We start from the raw sequence: 26008 nt of genomic DNA, 5'->3' as shown, positions 1-26008 counted from the left end.
AACCTTAAACGTGGAGATAAAGGTTACAGTTGGGTCACGAACCAGTGCCCCGACGGTATGACGACGCGCAAGGCCGATCAACCCACGTCGCGGCGTGTCGTGACGAGGATTGCCGCATTTACCGCTAGCGCGTCCCAGCGGTCACAACAGCCCCATGGAACACAGGGCCCACGGGCAACGCACGACGCCGCGGACCACTCTGTCACGGCCGTGCGGGCGCCGGCACGCGGCCGTCGGGCCGCCGACCGGACAGCGGGCCGGAGGCCGCTCAACGGGTCACGGGCGACGAAGGGACACTGACGTCGATGGTCGAACCAGGCTCTCCCAGAAGGATCTTCACGAGCTTGGCCTTGCGCTCCCCCTCGCCGGCACCGCCCCACACGACCGTCTTCCGCCGCTCCCCCGACTGGACGGTGAACGACACCTGGTCCGCCGACGAGACCGACACGCCGGAGACATCGGCTCGCAGCGCCGACTCCAGCGAGCCGATCGCCTGCAGGGCCGCTGTCACACCTGCCTTGGTCACCTGGGCAGATCCCGAGCTGACGAGCGGCACGCCGGCCGGAGCGGTGGCCACGGTGCGGAAGGCGAAGCCGTCGCGATCCACGACGTCCACCTGACCTCGAGGGTTGCGCACGGCCAGGACGGCTACTCTCGGCGTCACGTCGATGATGATGGTGTCGGGCAGGCTCCGGCTCACCGAGACCCCGCTCCAGGCCTTGCCGTCGACGAGGCGTCGCGCCACCTCGTCGGTGTCGACCCGCATGAGTGGGCCGCCGAGTGGGACGCCGGCCACCTTGCGCACCTGTGCTGCAGCGCCGGCACCCACGCCCGTCACCTCGACCTTCGAGGCTGTGAGCACGCCGCTGAACCAGCCGAGCCACGCGATGAACCCGACCACGAAGAGCGCCCCGACGAGGAGGCTCGCGACCAGCCTCGGCCGACGACGCGCGGCCGCGGCCCGCTTCTCGAAGCGGGTGCGCGACGACGCGAGGCCGGTGCCCGCGACGCGCCGGGCCGCCCCGCGCTCGAGCATCACGACGCCTCGCCCCCGAGGATGCGCAGCACCTCCGGGCCGACCATGGTCACGTCGCCGGCCCCCACGGTGAGGACGAGGTCGCCGGGTCGGGCGAGAGACACCGCGCGGCCTGCGACCTCTGACCACGAGGGCACGTAGTGGACCTCGACCTCGGGCCGCGCGGCGCTCACGGCGTCGGCGACGAGCTGCCCCGAGACTCCGGGCACGGGATCCTCGCGGGCCGCGTAGACATCCATCACGACGACGACGTCGGCCGGGGACAGACCGGCGCCGAGCTCGGTGGCGAAGTCGCGGGTGCGGCTGTAGAGGTGCGGCTGGAAGACGACGACGAGCCGGCCGGAGTCACCGACCAGCGCCTTCGCGGTCTCGACGACGGCCGCGACCTTGCCCGCGTTGTGGGCATAGTCGTCGACGACGACGACCCCGCCGGCCTCACCCTTCGGCTCGAACCGGCGCCGCGTGCCGGTGAAGGAGGCGAGCCCGGCGAGCACCCGGTCGGGCTGCTGGCCGAGTCCGTGGACCGCGGCCACGTAGGCGGCCGCCGCATTGAGTGCGTTGTGGCGCCCGGGGACCCCGAGCGTCATGCGTCGGCGGGCTGCGCCCCCGTCGGCACCGTGGGCAGGGTCCGAACCACCGTCCAGGACGCCGACCCGGTCGAGCAGCGTCACCGACGAGGTCACGCCGTCCTGCTGGTGGTCGCCGAGGACCACGTCGGCGCCGGCATCGAAGCCGTAGGTGAGCACGCGTGTCCCGGCCGTCCGGGCCCGCTCGGCCAGGGCGACCGCGCCTGCGTCGTCGGCGCAGGTGACCAGCAGCCCACCGGGTCGGATCGTGGCCACGAAGGCGTCGTAAGCCGCCTGCACAACCTTGAAGTTCGAGTAGAAGTCGAGGTGGTCGGGCTGCACGTTCGTGACGATCGCGACCTCGGGACGGTAGACGACGAACGAACCGTCGCTCTCGTCGGCCTCAACGACGAACACGTCGTCGGACCCGTCGTGGGCGTTCGTCCCGTGCTTGGCCAGCTCGCCGCCGACGGCGAACGACGGGTCGAGCCCACAACCCTGCAGGGCCACCGTCAGCATCGAGGTCGTCGTCGTCTTGCCGTTGGCGCCGGCCACCGCGACCGGCCGCCGGCCCTGCATCAGCGCCGCGAGGCCCTGGGCTCGGTGGAGCACCGTGGCGCCGCGCTCGCGTGCCGCGACGAGCTCCACGTTGTCGTCGCGGATCGAGCTGCTCATCACGATGGCGTCGGCGCGCTCCTGGTGGCCCTCGTGGAACCCGACCCACACGCCGGCGCCCTCGCTCTCGAGGGCCTTGAGCACCGGGACGTCCTTGGCGTCGCTGCCGGTGACCCGGATGCCGCGGGCGAGCATGATCCGCGCGACCCCTGACATGCCGGCGCCGCCGATCGCGAGGAAGTGCACGTGACCGAGGTCAGCAGCGTCGGGAACCGGCGCCCGGAAGTCGAAGCGCGCCGCCGCGAAGGGGTCGTCGACGGTGGGCGTGCGCGGGGTCTGGGTCACGAGCTCCTGCTCTCTGCTGCGCGGTCGACGAGGTCGGCGAGCTTCTCGTCGGCGGCCGGTTCACCGAGCGAACGAGCCGCAGCGGCCATCCGGGAGACCCGCTCGCTGTCGGCGGCCAGCGGGAGCAGCTCGGCGTCGACCCAGGCGGGCGTGAACGCGCCGTCGTCGACGAGGACTCCCCCGCCGGCGGCGACGACCTCGGCCGCGTTGGCCCGCTGCTCACCGTTGCCGACGGGCAGAGGCACGTACACGGCGGGGAGGCCGACCGCGGTCAGCTCACAGACCGTGTTGGCGCCCGAGCGGGCCACGACGAGGTCGGCGGCGGCATACGCGAGCTCCATGCGGTCGACGTACGGGACGACGACGTAGGGCGCCCCGCCGACCGGGGGCTCGGGGGCGAACTCCTTGCCGAGGCCGGTCACGTGGAGCACCTGGATGCCGGCGCGGCTCAGTGTCTCGACCCTGGCCCGGAAGGTGTCGTTGAGGCGCTGCGCGCCGAGCGATCCACCCGTGACGAGGACGGTCGGCCACTGCGGCTGGAGGCCGAAGTGGTCGAGCGCCTCGGCCCGCACCGCGGACCGGTCGAGGGTCGCGACCTCGTGCCGGAGCGGCATCCCGATGCGCTGGGCGCCGGGCAGGGACGTGGTGGCGAAGGTCGTCGCGACGGCGGCGGCCCACCGGGCGCCCAGGCGGTTGGCGAGCCCGGGTCGAGTGTTCTGCTCGTGGATGACGATGGGGACGCCGCGTCGACGGGCCGCGAGGTAGGCGGGCGTGCTGACGTAGCCGCCGAACCCCACGACGACCCCGGCCCCCGTCTCGTCGATGGCCCGGCCGGCGGCGTCGACGGCAGCCTTGAGCCGGGCGGGCAGGCGCAGCAGGTCGGCGCTCGGGCGTCGGGGCAGCGGCACCTTGGGCACGACCCGCAGGTCGTAGCCCCGGGCCGGCACGAGGCGCGCCTCGAGCCCCTCCTGCGTGCCGAGCGCTGTCACCCTGATCTCCGGGTGACGGCGACGCAGCGCATCGGCGAGGGCGAGCAGGGGCGACACGTGGCCGGCGCTGCCTCCCCCGGCGAGCAGGACGGAGGTGGGCGAGGACAGGGGGATCACCGACTTCTGCGACGTTGCGGAACAGGGCGGACGCGGGACGGGAGCACCGAGAGCGACCGACGGACGAGGCTGGGGCGGGCGTCGAGCAGGGCCTTGCAGCCGGGCTCGTTGCGGGCGAAGGACAGCAGGATGCCGAGCGCGAAGAGGGTCGTCACGAGGGACGAGCCACCCGCCGACACGAGCGGCAACGGCACACCGATCACCGGGAAGAGACCGATGACGGCGCCGATGTTGATGATCGCCTGCCCGAGCAGCCAGGCCATGATGCCGACCCCGGCGATGCGCACGAAGCGGTCCTGGGTGCGGCTGACGAGACGGAAGCAGGCCCACGCGAGGATGCCGAAGAGCAGCAGGATCATCAGGGTTCCGGGCAGCCCGAGCTCCTCGCCGACGATCGCGAAGATGAAGTCGTTGTGGGCCTCGGAGAGCCACGCCCACTTCTCCTTCGAGGCGCCCAGGCCGACGCCCCACCAGCCGCCGTCGGCCAGGGCGTAGGTGCCGTGCACCGCTTGACCGCACCAACCGTCGGGGTTGGTGTTGCAGGCGGGGTCGAGGAAGTCGGTGATGCGCTTGACCCGGTTGCCGCTGGTGGCGACCAGGGCCGCGACTCCCGCGGCTCCCAGCGCGCCGCCGACGAGGAACAGCCTGAGCGGGGCACCCGCGACCGCGAGGATCGCCGCGATGATGACGAGGAAGACCAGCGCCGTCCCGAGGTCGTGGCCGGCCAGGATCAGCGCGAGCACGACAGCGCTGATGGGCACGAGGAACGGCAGCAGGACGTGCAGCACGCTCGCCATCCGGGACGCCTTGTTGGCGTAGATCGCGGCCCCCGCCAGCACGATGCCGATCTTGGCCAGCTCGGAGGGCTGGAACTGGATGCCACCGATGGAGAGCCAGTTCTGGTTGCCGTTGACCGACACACCGAGCGGGATGACGGCCGCGAGCAGCAGCACCGAGACGACGAGTGACGGGATCGCGAGACGCTTCCACCGCCTGACCTCGAAGCGGCTGGCGACAGCAGCCACCACCCCGCCGAACACGGCGAACATCATCTGACGGACGAAGACCGTGTAGGACGCCTTGCTGGCGAGCATCTGCTCGACGCTCGACGCGGAGAACACCATGATCAGCCCGAAGACGACCAACGTGGAGGTGGCACCGAGGATCAGGTAGTACGTCGTCAGCGGCGACTCGAGCTTGCCGATGACCGGCAGCGGCCTCGGCCCCGATGAGGCGGTGGCAGCCTTGTCGTCAGCGGTCGTCGCGCTCACTCGTGACCCCCGTGTGCCTCCAGGTGCCGCCGGACCGCCTCCTCGAAGGCGTCTCCGCGGGCCCCGTAGTTGGTGAACATGTCCATCGACGCGGCGGCAGGAGCGAGCAGCACCACGTCGCCCGGCTGGGCGAGGCGGGCAGCCTCCCTGACGACACGGTCCATGACTCCAGTGTCGGTCTCGGACACGTCGACGACCGGCACATCGGGCGCGTGTCGGGAAAGGGCCAGGGCGATCTGGGCCCGGTCGGCGCCGATGAGCACGACACCGCGCAGCCGCGAGGCCATCTCCTCGACGAGGCTGTCGACGTCGGCCCCCTTGAGCAGGCCACCGGCCACCCAGACGACCGCGTCGAAGGACCGGATCGCCGCCGCGGCAGCATGCGGGTTGGTCGCCTTGGAGTCGTTGACGAAGCGCACACCCTTGACGGTGGCGATCTCGGCGATGCGGTGTCGGTCGGGGCGGAAGGCGCGCAGCCCGTCGCGCACCGCGATCGGTCCCACGCCGTACGCGCGAGCCAACGCGGCCGCAGCGAGAGCGTTGGCGACGTAGTGGGGGGCCACCGACGGCGCGTCGCCCTGCAGGTCGGCCAGCGTGCACAGCTCGGCAGCGGAGCGCTGGCGCTGCTCGACGAAGGCGCGGTCGGCGAGGACGTCCTCGACGATGCCGACCATCGAGGGCGCCGGGATGCCGGTGGTGAAGCCGACGGCGCGGCAGCCCTCGACGACGTTGGCCTCCATGACGAGCTGCTCGGTCTGGATGTCGGCCACGTTGTAGATGCAGGCGAGGTGGGTGTTCTCGTAGATCTTGCCCTTGGCCCGGAGGTACTCGGCGTAGCTGCCGTGCCAGTCGATGTGGTCGGGGGCGACGTTGAGCACGGCCGACGCGACCGCCGAGATCGACCGCTGCCAGTGCAGCTGGAAGCTCGACAGCTCGACGGCGAGCACGTCGTAGGGCTCGGGGTGGAGCACGGCCTCGAGCAGCGGTGTGCCCACGTTGCCCGCCGACGTCGCCCGCAGCCCGGCGTGGCGCAGGATCGAGGCGAGCATGTTGACCGTCGTCGTCTTGCCGTTCGTGCCAGTGACGGTGAGCCAGGGCGCGGCCCCCTCGCGCGCCCGCATCCGCCAGGCCAGCTCGACCTCGCCCCAGACCGGGATGCCGGCCGTGGCCGCTGCGAGCATGAGGGGGTCGTGCGGCGGGACGCCCGGGGAGGTGACGACGAGCTCGGTGCCGGCGGGGGGCTCGGCGACGTGCTCGGCGCCGAGGCGCACGTCGACGTCGAGGATCCCGAGGATCGTCGCACGCTCGGTGATGACGTCGGTGGTGTCTCGCGAGACGACCGTGACGCGCGCTCCCCGCTCGGCGAGAGCGTCGGCGGCGGCGAAGCCGGAGACTCCGAGGCCGACGACGAGGACGTTGATGCCGGACCAGTCGGCGTCGCGGTGGGTCAGGCCCTCGCGGGGCTMGTAGGTGGGGTCGAAGGTCACTGCGAGCCCACCACCCACTCGGCGTAGAAGACGCCGAGGCCGAAGGCGACGAAGAGCCCGGCGATGATCCAGAAGCGGACCACGACCGTCACCTCGTTCCACCCCACCATCTCGAAGTGGTGGTGCAGCGGTGCCATCCGCAGCACCCGTTTACCGGTGGTCTTGAACGAGGCGACCTGCGCCACGACCGAGAGCGTCTCGAGCACGAACATGCCGCCGAGGATCACGAGCAGCATCTCGGTGTGCGTCGCGATCGCCAGACCCGCGAGCGCACCACCGAGGGCGAGCGAACCGGTGTCGCCCATGAAGATCTTCGCGGGGGTGGCGTTCCACCAGAGGAACCCGAAGCACGCGCCCATGCCGGCCGCCGCGACGAGGGCGAGGTCGTGCGAGTCGCGCACCTCGTAGCACTTGATGCCCGGGTTGGTCTGGCAGTTCTGGTTGTAGGTCCAGATGCTGATGAGGACGTAGGCGCCGAAAACCATCGTCGAGACACCGGTCGCCAGGCCGTCCAGGCCGTCGGTGAGGTTCACCCCGTTGGAGGCGCCGGCGATCATGACGTTGGCGAAGATGACGAAGAGGATGACGCCGACGACGGTGCTGCCGCCGACCGCCAGGCTGATGTTCGTGTCGCGCACGAACGAGACGAGCAGCGACGCCGGCGTGCGGTACTGCTCGTTGGGGAACTGCAGGGCGAGCCCGGCGAAGGTGATGCCGACGAGGGCCTGGCCGAGCAGCTTCTGCTTGGAGCGCAGACCGAGGCTGCGCTGCTTGCGGATCTTGATGAAGTCGTCGAGGAACCCGACGAACCCGAGGCCGGCCATGAGAAACAGCACGAGCAGTCCGCTCGCCGTCGGCGGGTTGAGGGTGAGCAGGTGGGCGAGGAAGTACGCGCCGAGCGTCGCCGCGAGGATGACGGCGCCGCCCATCGTCGGGGTGCCTCGCTTGGTGTGGTGCGAGGTCGGGCCGTCGTCGCGGATGAACTGGCCGTAGCCGCGCTTGACGAGGAACTTGATGAACAGCGGTGTGCCGAACAGCGAGATCAGCAACGAGATGGACGCTGCGAGGAGGACGCCCTTCACCGCGTCACCGCCTCGTCGCCCGACGGGACCGCCTCGGTCTCGGCGGAGGCACCGCCCTCGGCAGCGAGCCGGTCGCCGAGCCAGCGCAGACCGCTGTCACGGCTCGACTTGAGCAGCACGATGTCGCCCGGGCGCACGCGTGCAGCCACGAGCTCGTGTGCCGCGTCGGTGTCGGCGACCCATTCGGCACCGGGGAAGGCGTCGGCGATCGGACGGGCCCCCTCGCCGACGGCGACGACGTGGTCGAGACCCAGCTTGGCGGCATACGCCCCCACGCCGGCGTGCTCTGCGTCGCTGTCGGCTCCGAGCTCGAGCATCCCGCCGAGCACGGCCCACCGCTCCCCCGGGGTCCGCATGGCGGCGACGGCGTCGAGTGCCGCGCGCATCGAGTCGGGGTTGGCGTTGTAGGCGTCGTTGACGACGACGACCCCGTCGGGCCGGTCGGTGATCTCCATGCGCCAACGGCTCACCGCCTCTGCGGCATCCAGCCCGGCGACGACCTGGTCGAGCGAGAGACCGAGCTCGAGGGCTGCCGCCGCGACGGCGAGCGAGTTGCCCACATGGTGGGAGCCGCTCTGCCGCAAGGAGACCGAGGCAGTGCCCTGCGGGCAGACGAGGGTGTATGCCGCCCTGCCGCGCTCGTCGAGCACGACGTCCTCGGCGCGCACCTCGGCCTCGAGCGCAAGGCCCACGAGCTGCACGCGTGAGCTGAGGCCGGCGGCCATGGCCGCGACGACGGGGTCGTCGGCGTTGAGGATCGACAGCCCTTCGGCGGGAACGGACCGGGGCAGCTCGGCCTTGGCCACGGCGATGTTCTCGCGGGAGCCGAACTCGCCGACGTGCGCGGTGCCGACGTTGAGCACGATCGCCACCTGCGGCGGCGCGATGCGGGTGAGGTAGTCGATGTGACCGATGCCGCGGGCGCCCATCTCGGCGACGAGGAAACGGGTGGTCGGCGTGACCCGGCAGACGGTCAGCGGCACACCGATCTCGCCGTTGAGCGAGTTGACCGGGGCGACGGTCTCGGCGACGGACGACAGGACCGAGGCGAGCAGGTCCTTGACGCTCGTCTTGCCGGACGAGCCGGTGATGCCCACGACACGCAGCTCGGGCGCGCGGTCGACGACACCGCGCGCGACGCGACCGAAGGCCGTCTGGACGTCGTCGACGACGACGCACGGGATTCCGTCGACGACGCGAGACGTCAGCGCGGCGACGGCACCCGCAGCGGCGGCCGCGGGCACGAAGTCGTGCCCGTCCGAGGTCTCGCCGAGGCGGGCGACGTAGAGGCTGCCGGGGCCGCACTCACGGGAGTCGGTCGTGACGGTGCCGCCGACCGAGATCGCCTCGGGGGTGCTGGTCCCGTGGACCTCGCCACCGGTGAGGTCGCGGATCTCACTCAGCAACAAGGGGATCAAGCCGTCACCCCCGATGAGTTGGCGGCAGCGAGGGCGGCGCGCACGGCGTCGCGGTCGTCGAACGGGTGCTTCACTCCGTGGATCTCCTGACCCTTCTCGTGTCCCTTGCCGAGCACCACGACGGTGTCGACAGGGCGGTCGTCCCCCGGGTCGACCACCGCGAGCGCGATGGCCTCGGCGATCGCGCTCGCGCGCGTGCCGCCGTCGATGATGTCAGTCGCCCGCGCGCCGCCGTCACGCACCACGGCGCGAGCACCGGCGACGACCGCGGCCCGGATCTGGGCCGGGTCCTCGGAGCGGGGGTTGTCGTCGGTGACGACCACGACGTCGGCCTGGCGCGCTGCGGCGGCCCCCATTGCCGGCCGCTTGCCGCGGTCGCGGTCGCCTCCCGCACCGAGCACGGCGATGAGCCGGCCCTCGGTCGAGGCGCGCAGGGCCGAGAGGGCCGCGTCGACGGCGTCGGGCGTGTGGGCGAAGTCGACGATGCAGCGGGGGCCACCACGTCCACCGGCGGCGACGACCTCCATGCGCCCGGGCACGTCGGGCGGCACGGCCATGGCGGCCTCGACCGCGGCGGGCTCGAGCCCGATGCGCAGCAGCGCGAGGGCGGCCAGCGCGGTGTTGGCGACGTTGAAGTGGCCGGGCAGGTGCGACACCAGCGACAGGGTCGAGCCGGTCGCTGGCTCCTCGAGGGTGAACGCCCCTTCGGTCGCCTCGTCGACGGACCAGTCGGCCTCCGCCGCCTGCGTGCCCGCGACGCCCGCGCTCGTCGAGAGCGTCGTCGTGGGCACGCTCGACTCTGCCGCGAGCCGGCGCCCCCACTCGTCGTCGACGCAGACGACGGCGGAGCGTGAACGCCGGGGTGTGAACAGTGAGGCCTTCGCCGCGAAGTAGTCGTCCATGGAGTCGTGGAAGTCGAGGTGGTCCTGCGAGAGGTTCGTGAACAGGGCGACGTCGTAGACGACCCCGTCGATGCGATGCAGCTCGAGCGCGTGGCTCGAGACCTCCATGACGCAGGCGTCGATGCCCCGTTCGCGCATGACGCCGAGCAGCGCGTGCAGGTCGGTGGCCTCGGGGGTGGTGCGCTCCGAGTCGATGCGCTCGTCGCCGATGCGTGTCTCGACGGTTCCGATGAGCCCGGTGCGCCGGCCGTGGGCCCGCAGCGCCGACTCGACCAGGTAGGCGGTCGTGGTCTTGCCGTTGGTGCCGGTGATGCCGAGCATGGTCAGTGCCGCGGAGGGGTGCCCGTAGACGAGGTCGGCGACGTCGCCGAGGACGCCACGCGGGTCGGCGCTCACGACGACCGGCACGCGGCAGTCGCTCAGCCGGTCTCGGCCCTCCGGGTCGGTCAGCACGGCCACCGCGCCGGCAGCCACGGCGTCCGCGGCGAACCGCGCGCCGTGCACGTTGAAGCCCGGGAGGGCGGCATACAGGTCGCCCTCGACGACGGCACGACTGTCGAGCGTGACACCGGTCACGAGGACGTCGTCGGCGGCCTCCGGGGCCCCGATCCGTGCGGTCAGGTCGCGAAGGTGCACGCCGGACGTGGCGGGTCTTGGGGGGGAAGGTGACACGTCATCCCAACTTACAGGCCATCCCGCTGGGCCCGCGCATTGCTGATCACCTGGGGGTCGTCGGACGACAGCGGCTTGTCGGCCCAGACGTGGTAGTCGAGGTTCGACTTGGGGCTCGGCGGGGCGCTGGTGCGCTCGAGCAGGTAGGTCATGATCTGGTTGAAGACGGGACCGGCCAGCATTCCGCCGAACATGCCGGCGGACGGCTTCTGGATGAAGACGGCGACGACGTACTTCGGCGCCTCGGCCGGTGCGAAGCCGATGAACGAGGCCGTGAAGCCGTTGTAGCGCTTCAGCTTGTCGTCGTAGCGGTCGGCCGTGCCCGTCTTGCCGGCGACGCGGTAGCCCTTGATGCGGGCGGCGCTCGCGGTGCCGTTCTGGCCCGTGACCTCCTCCATCATCCGGGACAGCTTGACGGCGGTGTCCTCGGTGACGACCCGCGACGGTGTCGTGGGCGCCGACGGGATGAAGGTCCCGCTGTCACTCACCGTGCCCTCGACGAGGGACGGCGGCACGCGTACGCCCTTGTTGGCGATGGTCTGGAACACGCCGGCCTGCTGGATCGCCGTGACGGCGTAGCCCTGGCCGAAGAGGATCGTGTAGCGGCGGGTCGAGACCCAGTCCTTCGCACCCGCCAGCAGGCCCGCCGACTCTCCGGGGAAGCCCACGGGGGTCTTCGCGCCGATGCCGAACTTGCGGTAGTACGCCTCCATGATCGCGGGCGGGACGCGCTCGCCGATGAGCATGGTGCCCATGTTGGACGACTTGGCGAGCACCCCGGTGGCCGTCATGTTCTCGACGCCGTGCGGCTCGTTGTCCTTGAACGACGTGCCCGCACGGGGCAGTCGCGGCGGCACGATGACGCCGGTGTCGGGCGTGATCACCTTCTGCTCGAGCGCGGCCGCCATCGTCATGAGCTTGCCGGTCGACCCGGGCTCGAACGCGTCGTTGAACGCGTAGTTGCCCAGCGCGGCCTTCTTGGCGTCGGCGAGGTCGTTGGGGTCGAAGGTCGGGTAGCTCGCCGCGGCCCGAACCTTGYCGGTGGCCACCTCGAGGACGACGGCCGTGCCCGACTCGGCCCCGACTCCGGTGACCTGCTTGGCCAGAGCGTTCTGGGCGTACCACTGGAGGTCGGCGTCGATGGTCAGCTTGACGTCGCGCCCGTTGACGACGGGGGTGTCGACCCGCTGAGACCCGGGGATGGTGTAGCCGTCGCGGGCCCGCTCGGCGACGCTGACGCCAGGCGTTCCCTTGAGGGCCGTGTCGAGCATCTGCTCGACGCCGCCCGCGCCGCTCTGGTCGTCGGGACGCACGAAGCCGACGAGCTGACCGAGAGCCATCGAGGTCGGGTAGATCCGCTGGGCCGTGCGCGTGCCCGTGATGCCGGGGATGCCCAGCGCGCGGATCTCGCGGTAGATGGCCGGGTTCACCTCCTTCTTCACCACCACGTAGCGCGTGTTCTTGCGGGTCAGCAGCGGTGTGAGGTCATCGGCGCTGCGCTGCAGGAGCGGCGCCAGCGCAGCGGCCGCCTTGGTGACGCCGTCGGCGGTGCACTCGCCCGCGACCTTGACGAAACAGCCGATGATCGTCGGGTCGGCGGCGATCGTGAAACGCTCCACGGAGTCGGCGAGCACCTGGCCGTTGGTGTCGAGGATCTGGCCGCGCATGGCCGGCGTGGTCGTCTTCGTCGTCCGCTTGGACTGCGCGGCCTCCTGCGTCGCGGACGCGTCGAACGCCTGGATGCGCAGCAGCTGCCCCGCGAAGATCGTGAACACGAAGAGGATCGCCACGAACATGACCCGCGCCCTGCGGCGCGGGTTGGCCTTCGAGATCCGCAGCGGGCGCCGGGGCCCGCGTGGCCCCCCTCCGAACGGCGCGAGGGCGGCACGTGCGGCGCTGCCCCGCTTCGGAGCCGGCCCCCGGCCGCKGGACGTGGGTGCCTGCCGCGCGGYGCTCCCCGCGAGCGCCGCGGGACGTGCTGCACGCGTACGCGTGGGAGCGGCACCCGACGAGCGCGCGGGCCGGCTGGCGTTGGCCTTGGATCCCGAGCCGGCCCGCCCGGTGGCCGCGGCGCGGGACGTCGAGTCGCGAGAGACCCCGGCGGACCTGGCGGACCTGGCGGGCTTCGAGGCCTGCCTGACGGACGGGCTCGTCGGGCGACCCGACGGAGAACTCGTCTGCCGCGCGCCGGAAGCCTTGCCGGCAACCCCGCCGTTCGGCTTCGTCGGCCGCGCAGCGCCCGACTGACCTCCCGTGCCGGCACGGGAAGAGCGGGGCTGGCCGGCGCGCGACGAGGAGCCCGAGGTGGCTGCGCGTGACTGGCCCGGTGCCGCCGAGCCTCGCGTGGACGCTCGGGCGCCCCCGCGGTCGCGGGGGGTCTCTCGAGCGGGCGTGGCGCCGCGGCCGGTCCGCCCGGTGGCGGCACCTCGGTCCTGCGTCACGGTCTCACCTCACCGTCGTCTCTTGGGTCTGCTATTCCGTCGTGCCCAGTGTGGGCGCCCCGGACGTCCCGTTCGTTGCACCGGGCACCGTCGGCGTGGCGTTCGTGGCACCGCCCGCCTGGCCGGACTTCGCCTTGCCGTTCTTGGCCGTGTCGTTCTTCGCCTGATCGGCGTTGGCCTTGTCGGCCTTCGCCTTGTCGGCCTTCGCCTTGTCCTTGGCCTTCCCCGCTGCGAGGGCGAGGTCTGCGGCGGACGCCGCTTTGGTGGCCGTCGTCGCCGACGACAGCAGGGTCTTGACCTTGGCCGCCACGGCCGGCGGCGTCGGGCTCGTCACGATCGGGAAGGCGTTGTTCGTCGTCGCGGCCTCGGCCTGCCCGGTCACCGTGCCCTTGGCGAGGTCGATGTAGCCGCGGGTGTTCATCCGCACCATGCCGATCTCGGCTGCGCTGCGGGCGAGCGCCCCCGTGGCGGAGGCTCGGTCGATCTCCTCCTGCAGATTGCCGGCAGTGTCGCCGAGGCGCGCGGACTCACGGTTCAGGTCACCGAGCGCCAGCGAGCCCTGGGCGAGGGCGGTGTTGAGCAGCAGCAGGGCGATGAGGCCGCCCGTCAGGAGCCCGATGCAGATCGCCACGAACGAGCCGTTGCCGGAGCGCGTGATGCGGGCCGGGATGACGCGGAGCGGCGCGGGAGCGGGGCCACGCCGCGGGATGCGGAGCGGCCGGGCCGTGGCGGTCATCTGGCTCATCGGGGGGTTCCCTTCCTGGTGGTGCTGGCTGAGGGGTGCGGGCCGGTGTCGCGCAGGCGCTCGGCGACGCGAAGACGGGCCGAGGCGGCCCTGGGGTTGGTGGTGACCTCGTCGTCCGGGGGCGCCTCGGCACCTCGGGTGACGAGGCGCAGGTATGCCGCGTGCTCAGGGAGCTCGACCGGCAGTCCGGGCGGGGTGCTCGAGGTCGCGCCCTCGGCGAAGGCACGCTTCGTCGCCCGGTCCTCGAGAGAGTGGTAGGACAGCACGGCGATCCGGCCGCCGACGGCGAGGACGTCGATCGCCTCGTCGATGGCGCGGCGCCAGACCTCGAGCTCGTCGTTGACCTCGATGCGCAGCGCCTGGAAGGTGCGCTTGGCCGGGTGACCGCTCTGTCGCTGCGACGCCGCGGGAATGACCCTGCGGAGCATCTCGACGAGGCGTCCCGAGGTCGTCCACGGCTCGACCGCGCGGTCGGTGACGACGATCTTGGCGATCTTGCGTGCGAACCGCTCCTCGCCGTAGTCGCGCAGGATCCGCGTGAGGTCCTCGACGGAGTAGGTGTTGAGCACGTCGGCCGCGGTCTTGCCCGTCGACTGGTCCATGCGCATGTCGAGCGGGGCGTCGACGCGGTAGGCGAAGCCCCGGTCGGCCTCGTCGAGCTGGAGGGAGCTGACGCCCAGGTCGAAGAGGATGCCGTCGACGGTCGGCACGTGCAGGTCCGCGACGACGTCCTTGATGTCGTCGTAGACGGCGTGCACGGGCCGGAACCGGTCGCCGAAGCGCGCCAGCCGCTCCCCCGCGAGCGCGAGTGCCTCGCGGTCGCGGTCGATGCCCACGACGACGCACTCGGGGAACCGTTCGAGGACTCCCTCGGCGTGACCACCCATGCCGAGCGTGCCGTCGACGTGCACGGCGCCGGGGCGCTCGAGGGCCGGCGCGAGCAGCTCGAGGATCCGGTCGCGCATGACGGGGACGTGGCGTCCCTGCGCCGGTCCTCGATCGCTCATGGTGCGTCCCTCTCACGCTGGTGCTGCTGATGGCCCTGCTCGCCCCGCTGGGGCGCCTGTTGATCGGTGTGCCTGATGTGGCTGGTGTGACTCGGCGAAGCCTGGAGGTCCGCCGTGTCGGGGTGTTGGGGGTGTGGTGCGCCTGCGGCCGGTGGGCGTTGACCAGGTGGAGGGTGCTGGTCGCGCCGCGTCGGGTGTCGGTGGTCGTCAGATGGTCGTCGGCTGGTCGGGAGGTCGGCTGGTCTGCGATGTCCTTGGGCTCCTGGCCTTTCGACCTGGGGGCTGGTCCCCATCCGCTGCCTCGCCCGGTACGGGGGAAGTCGTCCCGGGAGCGGAGCGGCTGGAGGCCGGCACTCAGGTGCGCTGTGCCTCGAGCTGTGGGTCAGAAGAGACCGGGGATGACCTCCTCGGTGGTGTCGGCGAAGCTCTGCTCGGTCTCCTCGAGGTAGGCGTTCCACACCGAGCTGTCCCAGACCTCGAGGCGGGAACCGGCACCGATGACGGTGACCTCCCGGTCGAGGCCTGCGTACTGGCGCAGGTTGGCGGGGATCGTGAAGCGGCCCTGCTTGTCGGGGATCTCGTCGGAGGCACCGGAGAGGAACACGCGCATGTAGTCGCGTGCCGCCTTGCTCGTCGTCGGCGCCTGCCGCATCTGCTCGGCGACCTTGACGAACTCGTCCATCGGGTAGATGAACAGGCTGCGCTCCTGGCCGCGGGTCACGACGAGACCGCCTGCCATGCGCTCCCGGTACTTCGCGGGCAGGAACAGCCGGCCCTTCTCGTCGAGCTTGGGTGTGTGCGTCCCGAGAAACATGGACAGCCACCTCCCCTTTGTCGACCCACGGGCGTCCCCATTCCCTACCTTGATGCCCCACGATACTCCACTTTGCTCCACCGTCAACGAACTTTGACCCAAAGTGGGTCGGCAAGTCGTGCATTTGTGCAGGTCAGCGGGGGTGGAGTGATGTGGAGGGCCTGGACGCCCGCGGGAGGGCGGCATACCTCCTCGGACGGCCCGCGCGTGCTCAACGGCTCCGTGCTACCCCGCGAAACGAACCGATCGAGTCCCACAGACGTTGCCTGTGGAGGAAAGTGGAAGGGTGCTCGGCAGCGCCCGGAACACCGTTGGAGGCGGGGTACCGCACGACACGAGTGCGGCATCCCTACCCGCGGCCGGGGTCCATGGGAGAAGATCTCCTGACGGGACGCGCACCCGCGACGGGCAGGGCTGCGCCGCATGAGGCGCAGGACATGGGGACGACAAGCGGAGGACAGTGTGACGACGACGGACACCGGGCTCGAGACCACGGCAGACCGTGGCACCACGACGGGCGCGGCCGACCTCGGCCTCATCCACGACGTGGCCGACCGGCTGATGGCGGCGATGACCAGCGTCATCGAAGGAAAGCCCGACGTGGTCCGCACGACGGTGACGGTGCTCTTCGCCGGCGGTCACCTGCTCATCGAGGACGTGCCCGGCGTCGGCAAGACGATGCTCGCCAAGACGCTCGCCAAGTCGATCGACGCGACGGTGCGTCGCATCCAGTTCACCCCTGACCTGCTGCCGAGCGACGTCACCGGCGTCAGCATCTTCAACCAGGACGCGCGTCGCTTCGAGTTCCGTCCGGGCGCGATCTTCGCGAACGTCGTCGTCGGCGACGAGATCAACCGCGCGTCGCCCAAGACGCAGTCCGCGATGCTCGAGTCGATGGAGGAGCGGCAGGTCACCGTCGACGGGACGACCTACACGTTGCAGGCGCCCTTCATCGTCATGGCGACGCAGAACCCCATCGAGATGGAGGGCACGTATCCCCTCCCCGAGGCCCAGCGCGACCGTTTCATGGCGCGCATCTCGATGGGCTACCCCTCGCCCAGCGCCGAGCTGGACCTGCTCGAGAGCCACGGTGCGTCCTCCCCCCTGGAGGGGCTGACGGCCGTCACCGACGCCGACACCATCAACCGCGTCGTGCAGGCCGTTGCGCACGTGCACGCCAGCCCGGCCGTGCGCCAGTACATCGTCGACCTCGTCACCCGTTCGCGCTCCACGTCGGCGCTGCGGCTCGGCGCGTCTCCACGCGCTGCACTGCACCTGCTCCGCGCGGCTCGCGCCTACGCCGCGCTCGAGGGCCGCGACCACGTCATCCCCGATGACGTCCAGGTGCTCGCCGGCCCCGTGCTGGCCCACCGCCTCATGCCCTCGAGCGAGACCCAGCTCGCCCGCCGCACGACCGCCGACGTGGTCACCGACCTGCTGCGCCAGGTGCCGGTGCCCCCGGCAGCACGTTGAGCGGGGCGAACCGCCGTGCGCGCCCTGCGCAGCGTCCTCACCACCCGGGGGATGGCCTTCTTCCTCTCCGGCATCCTGCTCTTCCTGGCCGGGGTCGTCCTCGGCTTCCGTGACATCACGCGCTTCGGCGTCCTGCTCATCGCGCTCCCGCTCATCTCCTCGGTGCTCGTGCGCACGCGCAAGACCCGCATGCGCATCGAGCGGCACACCCACCCCGAGCGCATCAGCGTCGGGCAGGACGCCCACGTCACACTCTCGTTCGAGAACGTCTCGACCACGACGACGCCGATCTTCCTGGCCGAGGAGCGCCTCGACTACGTGCTCGGAGACCGTCCGCGCTTCGTCGTGGGCCGCATCCCGCCCGGCCGGGTGCGCGCCATCGACTACGCCGTCCGCTCGCACCTGCGTGGCCGACACCACCTGGGGCCGCTCGGCGTGCAGGTGCAGGACCCCTTCGGCCTCGCCAACCGCCACGCGGTGCTCCAGGGCACGGCCGAGCTCGTCGTGCTGCCGGCTGTCCACTCCCTCTCCTCGAACCGGCAGCCGAGCGCGGGTGTGGGCTCCGAGGGCGAGCAGGCCCACCTCATCGCGCTGCACGGCGAGGACGACGTGACGATCCGCGAGTACCGCGACGGCGACGACCTGCGCCGCATCCACTGGCCAGCCACCGCCCGCACGGGCGATCTCATGGTGCGGCAGGAGGACCGGCCGGCCCAGCGTCGGGCTGTCGTGCTGCTCGACCCACGCCCCTCCGCGCACGGCGGGTCCGGGGCCAGCAGCTCCTTCGAGTGGGCTGTGACCGCCGCTGCGTCGGTGGCCGTCCACCTCTGCGAGTCCGGGTATGCCGTCCACCTCGTCTGCGCCGAGACCGTCGAGTCGAGCCGTGCCGCCGAGACGATGACGCCCGACGAGATCCTCGAGGTGCTCGCCGTGACGGCACCCCGCGACGACACCGGCGAGGACGAGATCCTCCGGGCGGCTCAGGCCCTCGCCGCCGCCGGCGGCTTCCTCGTCGCGATCGTCGGGGCCCACGGACGCGACGTCACCTCGCGCGTGGCGAGCCTGCGCCAGCCCGGCACCACCGGGCTGGCCCTCGTGCTCGATGCCCGCACGTTCGGTTCGACCGACGCAGACGAGGCCGAACCGCACGTCGACTCGCTGCGACTCGCCGGGTGGCGCGCCGTGGCCGTGCAGCGCGACGAGGACATCGCGCACGTCTGGGCCGTCCTGACGGCCGCAACCGTGGGAGGCAGCCGATGACCCGTCGACGGTGGAGGATCACGCTGCTCGCGGCGCTCGCGACACTAGCCGCGGTCTTCCCCATCACCAGCCTCTTCATCGAGACGAGCTGGCTGCCACAGGCCGTCTTCGTGGTCGCCCTCGTGGCCGGGCTCGGCCTCGTCGCCCGCGGCCTGACCCGCTCGCGCCTGCTCATCGTGGCCGTGCAGGTGCTCGTGACGACCTACGTCATCCTCGCCCGGTGGACCGGTGACAGCTTCTGGTTCGTGCTGCCGACCCCGACCACCCTCGAAGCCGCCAACTCCCTTGGCCTGCAAGCCCTCGAGACGGTCCAGCGATACTCGGCACCGGCCCCGCTCAACGACGGCGTCACCTTCTGCCTGATCGTCGCGATCGCCACGGTGGCCATCGCCGTGGACGCCATGGCCGCCACCTGGCGCAGTCCAGCCGCCGCGGGGCTGCCACTGCTGACGGCATACCTCATCACGGCAGCCAACGGGCAGACGGCGCTCGCGCTGCGCTTCTTCGTCGTGCCGGTGGCGCTCTGGCTCGTCATGCTGCACACCACGGCGCGTGCGCAGTTCGGCCGCTGGGGCACGGCCAGCGCCAACGAGCAGAGTGAGATCGACGAGGCGGCGCACGACCGCGACGCGCTGCGCTCGTTCACCGCCGGAGCCCTGAAGCTCGGCGCCATCGGCGTCGTCGTGGCCCTGCTCGTGCCGGCGGTCACGCCGCACTTCCCGCCGCGCTACCTCACCGAGGGTCTCGGTCGATCGGGTGACGGCGGCGGGGAGGGCTCGGTCGGCTTCAACGACACCCTGGACCTGGCGCGCAGCCTCAACAACCAGGACCAGTCCCCCGTCCTGACCTACACCACGACCGCGTTCACCCGCGCTCCCCTGCGCGTCCTCGCCACGTCCTACTACTCACGCGGCCAGTGGCTCGTCGTCGGGTCCGGAGGCAACCGTCCCGACAACCCGTCGCCCCTGCCGGCCGCGCAGCAGCGCTACGAGATGACCGTCAGCGACAACACGCTCGCCGCGCCGCGCATCGCCGCCCCGTATCCCGTCGTGGCGGTCGCCATGGAGGGCACGCCCTGGACCATCGACCCCGTCACGCGCGACGTCCGGGTCGGCCGGGCCGTCAGCAACTACAAGGTCACCTACGCCGACCTCGCCCCGACTCCTCCGCAGCTGCGCCAGTCCGGCACGCCGGACTCGCCCGACATCACCGAGGACGACCTCTCGATCCCCGACCGGTCGCGCGACCTCATCCAGAGCTGGTCCGACCAGGTGACGAAGGGTACGGACAACCCGCTCGACCGTGCCATCGCGATCCAGACCCACCTGCGCGACACCTCGCGCTACACCTACACGCTCGACCTCGGCGAGCAGCCGCGCGACGACCAGGGCCGGCTGCTCGAGCCGATCCAGGCGTTCTACCAGACGCGCCGCGGCTACTGCGTCCAGTTCGCGACGGCGATGATCATGATGGCTCGCGCTCAGGGCATCCCGGCCCGCATGGCCATCGGCTTCCTGCCGGGGCTCGCTTCCGGCGACAGCCACTACACCGTGCGCGCGAGCGACGCCCATGCCTGGCCCGAGCTGTACTTCCAGGGCTACGGCTGGCTCCGCTTCGAGCCCACGCCGGGCTCGCGCTCCGGCACGCCGCCGCCGTATGCCGTGCTGGGACCGGGCGGCGGGGCGACCGGCGCCGGTCGCAACGTCGACAGCGCGTCGCCGGGTGCCACCTCGACGGGCACTCCGACGGCCTCCGCCACGCCGACGACCGTCCCGGTGCCCCAGGACGTTTCGCTGCTCGACTCCATCGGGTCCGCGTTCACGCTGCGCAACGTCGTCACCGTCCTCGCCGTGCTGATCGGGCTCGTCGCGGCGTTCGTCATGCCGATCACCGCCTGGTGGCTGCGCCTGCGTCGACGGCGGGCCGCCGTGACGCAGCAGGACCTCATCGAGGCCGAGTGGCAGGACCTCACCTCGCACTTCGGTGACCTCGGGCTGACCGCACCCGACGGAGTCACCCTGCGACAGCTGCACCGCCGGTACGTCACGGACGGCCACCTCGACGAGGAGAACGCCACGGCGATGGGCCGGGTCACCGCCACCCTGGAGAAGTCCCGCTACGACCGACCAGAGCGCACCTCACCGCAGGAGGCCATCCGCCTGCACCACGACATCCAGTCGATCCGCAAGCAGGTCGGGCGCACCCGCGCCTGGCAGACCCGCGTCCGGGGCTTCCTCTGGCCGGAGGCGGCGGTCACGTTCTGGCGGTCACTGCCCGACCGGCTGCCCAGCCTCCGCCGGCGCTGACGGGTCTCGGCGAGCGGCTCATCCGCCATGCGAACGAGAGAGCGGCTCGTCCCCCAGGGACGAACCGCTCTCTCGTTGGCGACGCCGGTCAGTCCAGGTAGTCGCGCAGCACCTGACTGCGGCTCGGGTGGCGCAGCTTGCTCATCGTCTTCGACTCGATCTGGCGGATCCGCTCACGCGTGACGCCGTAGACCTTGCCGATCTCGTCGAGCGTCTTCGGCTGACCGTCGGTCAGGCCGAAGCGCATCGACACGACGCCGGCCTCGCGCTCGGAGAGCGTGTCGAGCACCGAGTGCAGCTGCTCCTGAAGGAGCGTGAAGCTCACGGCGTCGGCCGGGACGACGGCCTCGGAGTCCTCGATGAGGTCACCGAACTCGCTGTCGCCGTCCTCACCGAGGGGGGTGTGCAGCGAGATCGGCTCGCGGCCGTACTTCTGGACCTCGACGACCTTCTCAGGCGTCATGTCGAGCTCCTTCGCCAGCTCCTCCGGCGTGGGCTCACGGCCCAGGTCCTGGAGCATCTGGCGCTGCACGCGGGCCAGCTTGTTGATGACCTCGACCATGTGGACCGGGATGCGGATGGTGCGCGCCTGGTCGGCCATGGCGCGGGTGATGGCCTGGCGGATCCACCACGTCGCGTACGTCGAGAACTTGTAGCCCTTGGTGTAGTCGAACTTCTCGACCGCACGGATGAGACCGAGGTTGCCCTCCTGGATGAGGTCGAGGAAGAGCATTCCGCGGCCGGTGTATCGCTTGGCCAGCGAGACGACGAGTCGCAGGTTGGCCTCGAGCAGGTGGTTCTTGGCCTTCTTGCCGTCCTGGGCGATCCACCAGAGCTCGCGCTTCAGCTTCATCTCGATCTTGTCGCCCGAGTTGAGCTTCTCCTCGGCGAAGAGGCCGGCCTCGATGCGCTTGGCGAGCTCGACCTCCTGCTCGGCGTTGAGGAGGGCGACCTTGCCGATCTGCTTGAGGTAGTCCTTGACCGGGTCAGCCGTGGCACCAGCCGTGACGACCTGCTGCGCGGGGGCGTCGTCCTCGTCGTCGTCGCGGATGACGAAGCCGGACTCCTCCGGCTCCTCGGTCTTGGATCCCGCAGCAGCGCCGCCCTCGGCATCGTCGGAGTCCTCGACGGCCTCGTCGACGACCTCGACCTCTTCGAGCTCGCCCTCGGGGGCGTCCTCGGGATCGGTGCCCGCGTCGCCCTCGGCGCCGGCACCGTCGGCAGACGTGGAGGCGGACTTCGCGGCCGTCTTCTTGGCAGCGGTCTTCTTCGCCGCGGGCTTGGCGGCGGCCTTGGCCACACCGGCATTGGTCGCGGCCTTCTTCGCCGTCGTCCTGGCGGCGGTCGACCTCCTGGCAGCGGCGCCGGCCGTCTCGTCACCCTCGACGGCTGCAGCGCCGGGCGCCGACGTCGTCTTGGTGGCAGCCTTCTTGGCCGCGGTCTTGGTCGCAGCGGTCGTCGTCCGTGTGGCGGACTTCGTCGCGGCGGCAGTCGTGTTTCGTGCGGTGGCCACACTGCCTCCCTTGGTCCCTGAACGGGTCTTCTTCGTCGTGCTGGAGTGCGGCGCGTCGACGACGATCTCGATGTCGTGGGCCTCGAGGGTCGTGAGGACCGGCTTCATCTGCTTGAGGTCGAGACCTGCGTCGACCTGCGCTCGCGCGATCTCAGTGCCGGTGATGGTTCCGTTGGTGCTGCCCTTGACCAGGAGCTGCATGATCGCCTCGTGCTGGAACACCTTCGGCAGGGTTTTCGGAGCTCCAGCGGTTGTTGCCTTGGGCACGGATGCAGTCGCCTTTCGTCGCACGGTCTCGTCGGATGACGGCCCGAAAGCGGGCATGCATCATCACAACGAACGAGAATGGGGGTTGGTGCCGGAAGGGCTTGGCCTGTCGGAGTCGATCCCTGTGTCGATCTCTCGGTGCGCCTCGTGCGATCCGGTACTCAGACATTATAAAACGCCGCACGGCCTCCGAGCGAACGCACGGGTGTGCCGCGTGGCGCCGGACACGCCCCCGGACGTGATCCGAAGCCGTCGCGGCCGGGTGGAAGGGCGTCAGTCGCCCTTGACGGCGAGGACCGGGCAGCTCGCGTCGAGCAGGATCCGCTGGGCGTTCGAGCCGAGGATGAGCTTGCCCACCGGGCTGCGACGCCGAAGTCCGATGACGATGAAGTCGGCCTTCTCCTCCTCGGCGACGGAGATCAGGTCCTCGGCAGGGTCGTTGCCGCGGACGAGCTGGCGCACTTCGTGCTCCAGGCCCCTCTCCTCGAGGAGTGCCTGCACGCGGGCGAGCTCGGTCTCGAACTGGTGCGCCTCGTTGGCGTCGAAGTCCTTGCCTCCCCTGTGGGAGCTGATGACGACGAGCTTCGTGCCTCGCAGGACGCATTCCTCGGCGGCTCGCTTGAGCGCCGCGCGACCTTCTTTGGTGGCGACATAACCAACGACGATGGCCACTTTCCCGGACCTCCTTGGGACGGAAACAAGCAGTGCTCGCACCGTACCCGAAATCACGTCACACGGCGCGTGCCGCGCGGAGCCGACGGGGAGGCCGGCGACGAGTGCCGACGACCCGCAGCGAAACCCCCCGAGCCGCAGGACGGTTCAGGTGCGGTCGGCCCGCCCGCGGGCGAGCGCGGCACTGACGATGCGCCCCACCTGGTCCTCCTCGATGAGGAAGCCGTCGTGCCCGAACGCCGACGTGATGTGCTCGCGGCGCGAGCGCGGAAGCGCGGCGTGCAGGTCGTCCGACAGTCGCGGCGGGTAGAGCCGGTCGGTGTCGACGGACACGATGGTGCAGTCCGCCTCGACGCGAGCCAGGGCCGCCGTGACACCACCGCGGTCGCGGCCGACGTCGTGCGAGTTCATCGCCTCGGTGAGAACGACGTAGGAGTTGGCGTCGAAGCGACGCGCGAGCTTGCCGGCATGGTGGTCGAGGTAGGACTCGACGGCGAACCTGCCCCGGTCACCCGCTCGCAGCGGGTCCTCGCCCAGCTGCGCCTCGCGCCCGAAGCGCTCGTCCAGCTCGCTCTCGGTGCGATAGGTGATGTGGGCGATGCGGCGCGCGAGCCCGAGGCCCGCATCGGGCCGACGGTCGCCGGCGTAGTAGTCGCCACCGGCGAAGTCCGGGTCGTTGCGGATGGCGAGCAGCTGGGGCTGGCACCAGGCGATCTGGTCGGCGGTCGCGTAGGCAGTCGACGCGAGGACGATGCACCGGTCGACGTCGGCGGGATGGGTGACGGCCCACTCGATGGCGCGCATGCCCCCCATCGAGCCGCCGACGACAGCCGCGAGCCGGCGAATGCCCAGGTGGTCGAGCAGGGCCCGCTCGGCGGCCACCTGGTCTCGCACGGTGACGTACGGGAACCGGCTTCCCCAGGCCTGCCCGTCGGGGGCCGGGCTGGAGGGACCGGTGCTGCCCTGGCAGCCCCCGAGCACGTTGGCGGCGATGACGAACCACTCGTCGGGGTCGACCGTGCGGCCACCGCCGATGAGGGAGTTCCACCAGCCGGGCGAGGCATGACCTTCGCCGGCCTCACCGACGACGTGGCTGTCGCCGGTGAGGGCGTGCTCCACGAGGATGACGTTGTCTCCGGCCTCGTTGAGCCTGCCCCACGTCTCGTAGGCGATGCGGACGTCGGGCACCGCTCCCCCGCGCTCGAGCTCCACGTCGCCGATGTCCGCGAACTGGCGGTGGCCCACGGGGTCACCGTCGCGCCAGGCACCGTCCGGGACCGGTCGCCGGGACGGCTCGCCGCGGGCAGGTTCGTGCCCGACCGGGCGAGACGCGCCGGCCAGGTCGGAGCCCGGGACCGGGCGCGCGAGACGACGCGTGCTCTGCTTCCGGTGCGTAACGGTCATCGAAGGCACTCCTGGTGTTCGCGCTTGCGCACACCCGCGACGGGTGCGGCCAGGTCTTCACCCGGGGCACCCCACCGCGACGGAGGGTTGCCGACCAGCGAGCCGGGGCTTGTCGCTGGTACTCATGACCTTTGCCCACCATAACCGAGGCCCACGCCGCAACAGAGCCTCTGGTCCACGACCTGGGACGCCCCGTCGCGGCGGGCCGCGAGTGGGGGCTCGGGGTCGCGGAGCGACCTCCTAGGCGCACGCCGGGGGTCGGAGTCCGGCGTCGAGCGACTGCCGGACGAGCCGGCTCAGTCGGTGGCCGGGCTCGAGCTCGAGCGCTCGGTCGGCGGCGATGCCGGCGCGGGCACCGTCACCGCACCACCACGCGAGCGACGCGAGCACGGACAGCAACGGGGCGGCGTGGGCGGCCGGCGTGATGCGGCAGACCTCCTCGAGCCGCGAGAGCAGCAGGCGCGGGGCGGCCGCGTCGTCCCACTCGTCCCAGCCACCGTCGAGCTCGCTGGGCACCGCCGCGTCGTCCCAGATCTCCGAGTCACCGTCGAGGTCTGCCATCCACTCGGCCACGTCGCCGCGGACAGCAGCGGACGAGAGCGCAGAGGCAGGCGACGACGCCGAGGGTGCCGACGGCGCCGAGGAGAGGACGCGCAGGTCGGGGCCGAGGAAGACCTCCAGCATGGCGACCAGCTCGTCGGGGAACGACTCCAGTGACACCGAGCCCGGGCAGAGCCAGCCCACGACCGCATCTCGGAACTCCACGTCTCGGAGGGGGCCGACGACGGCTGGCAGCCAGTGTTCCAGCCCGAAGCCTTCGATCTCGCCGTGCAGCAGGCCGCTCCAGGCGACGAGCGCGTCGTTGACGAGGAACTGTCGCGCTGACAGATCACCGCCGTCGAGGACGCTCAGACCGGCGTCAGCTGGCCGGCGCCGCCGACCAGACCTGCGAGAACGGGCAGCCGCCGAGCCCGACACGGAACCCGAGATCGAACCGCCCGCCTCGGCGTAGCGCCGTTGCCAGTCGTCGATGGCGGCAACCGTCAGCGCATGGCGCGGGGCGGCCGGGTCGAGCGGCTCGACGAGTCGGGCCAAGCCGGCTCGGTCGGGAAGCACGGAGTGGCCCAGGGCGACGTAGCTCGCGACCGCCGGGACGTCTGCCTGCTCGGGCAGCAGCCAGCCCTCGTCGGGGCAGCAGTCGCAGCCGACGGAGCGCCACCTCCCGCCGCGGACGACCAGCCGCTCGCGCACGACGACACGTGCCCGCTCGAGACCCTGGACGAGCTCCTCGAGGAGGGGCAGCGACTGGTCGGGCTCGTCCTCGAAGCCGACGACCGCCACCGACGAGGGTGCCCCGTCGAGGACGGTCGGCAGCAGCTGGGCAGCGGACTCGACCGCGACCGGGCGGTCGACGGCATCCTGGCGGGCCACGAGTCCCAGCCGCTTGCCGTGGAAGCACACCACGACGACGCTGCGCTCGGGCTGGAACCCGAGGTGGAAGGGGATGATGGTCAGCAGCTCGGCTGGCCCTGACAATGAGATCTTCGGCATGGGTCGAGCGTGGCCGCGCCGGCCACACGCCGACAGGCCCCTGAGCAGGCCTGTG

General features: G+C 71.4%; 20 protein-coding genes and 1 riboswitch. Of the genes, 4 read left to right on the top strand and 16 right to left on the bottom strand.

The window, feature by feature from the left end:
• Positions 1 to 268 precede the first annotated feature (268 nt).
• Genes AC1DE0_RS21185 through AC1DE0_RS21145 form a run of 9 tightly spaced genes read right to left on the bottom strand, consistent with a single transcriptional unit; the run spans position 269 to position 12296 of the window.
• Positions 269 to 1036: a cell division protein FtsQ/DivIB gene (locus AC1DE0_RS21185; RefSeq protein ID WP_478105383.1), complete on the bottom strand. Its 768-nt coding sequence runs from the start codon at positions 1034 to 1036 to the stop codon at positions 269 to 271.
• Positions 1036 to 2562, bottom strand: a complete 1527-nt coding sequence (murC, locus tag AC1DE0_RS21180; RefSeq protein WP_478105381.1) for a UDP-N-acetylmuramate--L-alanine ligase — start codon at positions 2560 to 2562, stop codon at positions 1036 to 1038. The genes AC1DE0_RS21185 and murC overlap by 1 nt, the downstream gene beginning before the upstream one ends.
• The gene (murG, locus tag AC1DE0_RS21175; RefSeq protein ID WP_478105380.1) at positions 2559 to 3668 is read right to left on the bottom strand and encodes an undecaprenyldiphospho-muramoylpentapeptide beta-N-acetylglucosaminyltransferase; all 1110 of its coding nucleotides are present in this window, start codon (positions 3666 to 3668) and stop codon (positions 2559 to 2561) included. The genes murC and murG overlap by 4 nt, the downstream gene beginning before the upstream one ends.
• Positions 3665 to 4939, bottom strand: a complete 1275-nt coding sequence (ftsW, locus tag AC1DE0_RS21170) for a putative lipid II flippase FtsW (RefSeq protein ID WP_478105378.1) — start codon at positions 4937 to 4939, stop codon at positions 3665 to 3667. Before ftsW ends, murG begins: the two co-directional genes overlap by 4 nt.
• Positions 4936 to 6426: a UDP-N-acetylmuramoyl-L-alanine--D-glutamate ligase gene (gene murD, locus AC1DE0_RS21165; RefSeq protein WP_478105376.1), complete on the bottom strand. Its 1491-nt coding sequence runs from the start codon at positions 6424 to 6426 to the stop codon at positions 4936 to 4938. Before murD ends, ftsW begins: the two co-directional genes overlap by 4 nt.
• On the bottom strand, positions 6423 to 7508 hold the full coding sequence (gene mraY / locus AC1DE0_RS21160) for a phospho-N-acetylmuramoyl-pentapeptide-transferase (protein WP_478105374.1): 1086 nt from the start codon (positions 7506 to 7508) through the stop codon (positions 6423 to 6425). The genes murD and mraY overlap by 4 nt, the downstream gene beginning before the upstream one ends.
• Positions 7505 to 8926, bottom strand: a complete 1422-nt coding sequence (locus tag AC1DE0_RS21155; RefSeq protein ID WP_478105372.1) for a UDP-N-acetylmuramoyl-tripeptide--D-alanyl-D-alanine ligase — start codon at positions 8924 to 8926, stop codon at positions 7505 to 7507. Before AC1DE0_RS21155 ends, mraY begins: the two co-directional genes overlap by 4 nt.
• Entirely contained in the window at positions 8923 to 10464 is a 1542-nt protein-coding gene (locus AC1DE0_RS21150; RefSeq protein WP_478105370.1) for a UDP-N-acetylmuramoyl-L-alanyl-D-glutamate--2,6-diaminopimelate ligase, read from the bottom strand. Before AC1DE0_RS21150 ends, AC1DE0_RS21155 begins: the two co-directional genes overlap by 4 nt.
• A 47-nt stretch (positions 10465 to 10511) precedes the next feature.
• Positions 10512 to 12296 carry a peptidoglycan D,D-transpeptidase FtsI family protein gene (locus AC1DE0_RS21145; protein ID WP_478105368.1) on the bottom strand — a complete coding sequence of 595 codons (1785 nt, stop codon included), beginning with the start codon at positions 12294 to 12296 and terminating at the stop codon, positions 10512 to 10514.
• A gap of 196 nt (positions 12297 to 12492) precedes the next feature.
• Between AC1DE0_RS21145 and AC1DE0_RS21140 the strand changes: the two genes are divergently transcribed.
• Positions 12493 to 12747, top strand: a complete 255-nt coding sequence (locus AC1DE0_RS21140; protein WP_478105366.1) for a hypothetical protein — start codon at positions 12493 to 12495, stop codon at positions 12745 to 12747.
• A 225-nt stretch (positions 12748 to 12972) separates the two neighbouring features.
• Here the strand turns inward: AC1DE0_RS21140 and ftsL are convergent, their stop codons facing one another.
• The 3 genes from ftsL to mraZ all read right to left on the bottom strand — a co-directional run bounded on the left by ftsL (position 12973) and on the right by mraZ (position 15507).
• A complete protein-coding gene (ftsL, locus tag AC1DE0_RS21135) occupies positions 12973 to 13686 on the bottom strand; it encodes a cell division protein FtsL (RefSeq protein WP_478105364.1) in 714 nt (237 codons plus the stop codon).
• Positions 13683 to 14693 carry a 16S rRNA (cytosine(1402)-N(4))-methyltransferase RsmH gene (rsmH, locus tag AC1DE0_RS21130; RefSeq protein WP_478105362.1) on the bottom strand — a complete coding sequence of 337 codons (1011 nt, stop codon included), beginning with the start codon at positions 14691 to 14693 and terminating at the stop codon, positions 13683 to 13685. The genes ftsL and rsmH overlap by 4 nt, the downstream gene beginning before the upstream one ends.
• Positions 14694 to 15075: 382 nt before the next feature.
• Complete coding sequence (mraZ, locus tag AC1DE0_RS21125; RefSeq protein WP_478105360.1) at positions 15076 to 15507, bottom strand: division/cell wall cluster transcriptional repressor MraZ; 432 nt, start codon at positions 15505 to 15507, stop codon at positions 15076 to 15078.
• A gap of 462 nt (positions 15508 to 15969) precedes the next feature.
• Here mraZ and AC1DE0_RS21120 point away from each other — a divergent pair, with 462 nt between their 5' ends.
• The 3 genes from AC1DE0_RS21120 to AC1DE0_RS21110 are packed head-to-tail and all read left to right on the top strand — an operon-like array spanning position 15970 to position 20546.
• Positions 15970 to 16980, top strand: coding sequence for an AAA family ATPase (locus AC1DE0_RS21120; protein ID WP_478105358.1), 1011 nt, complete (start codon positions 15970 to 15972; stop codon positions 16978 to 16980).
• Positions 16981 to 16995: 15 nt separating this feature from the next.
• A complete protein-coding gene (locus AC1DE0_RS21115; RefSeq protein WP_478105356.1) occupies positions 16996 to 18240 on the top strand; it encodes a DUF58 domain-containing protein in 1245 nt (414 codons plus the stop codon).
• Entirely contained in the window at positions 18237 to 20546 is a 2310-nt protein-coding gene (locus AC1DE0_RS21110) for a transglutaminase TgpA family protein (protein ID WP_478105354.1), read from the top strand. The genes AC1DE0_RS21115 and AC1DE0_RS21110 overlap by 4 nt, the downstream gene beginning before the upstream one ends.
• Positions 20547 to 20634: 88 nt before the next feature.
• On the opposite strand, the gene AC1DE0_RS21105 is transcribed toward AC1DE0_RS21110, so the two are convergent.
• The 4 genes from AC1DE0_RS21105 to AC1DE0_RS21090 form a co-directional block, all read right to left on the bottom strand.
• Positions 20635 to 22281, bottom strand: coding sequence for an RNA polymerase sigma factor (locus AC1DE0_RS21105; protein ID WP_478105352.1), 1647 nt, complete (start codon positions 22279 to 22281; stop codon positions 20635 to 20637).
• 318 nt (positions 22282 to 22599) lie between these two features.
• Entirely contained in the window at positions 22600 to 22998 is a 399-nt protein-coding gene (locus tag AC1DE0_RS21100) for a universal stress protein (RefSeq protein WP_478105350.1), read from the bottom strand.
• 147 nt (positions 22999 to 23145) lie between these two features.
• Complete coding sequence (gene metX, locus AC1DE0_RS21095; protein WP_478105348.1) at positions 23146 to 24402, bottom strand: homoserine O-acetyltransferase MetX; 1257 nt, start codon at positions 24400 to 24402, stop codon at positions 23146 to 23148.
• A 15-nt stretch (positions 24403 to 24417) separates the two neighbouring features.
• Positions 24418 to 24532, bottom strand: a riboswitch (SAM riboswitch).
• Positions 24533 to 24642: 110 nt separating this feature from the next.
• Positions 24643 to 25953 (bottom strand): DUF4192 domain-containing protein, encoded by a 1311-nt coding sequence (locus AC1DE0_RS21090; RefSeq protein WP_478105346.1) that lies wholly within the window; start codon positions 25951 to 25953, stop codon positions 24643 to 24645.
• Positions 25954 to 26008 lie beyond the last annotated feature (55 nt).

The sequence above is a fragment of the Terrabacter sp. 05T424 genome (genome assembly GCF_056396225.1).
Note: the sequence above shows the minus strand (reverse complement) of the source record. Positions and strands in the feature narration are given on the sequence as shown.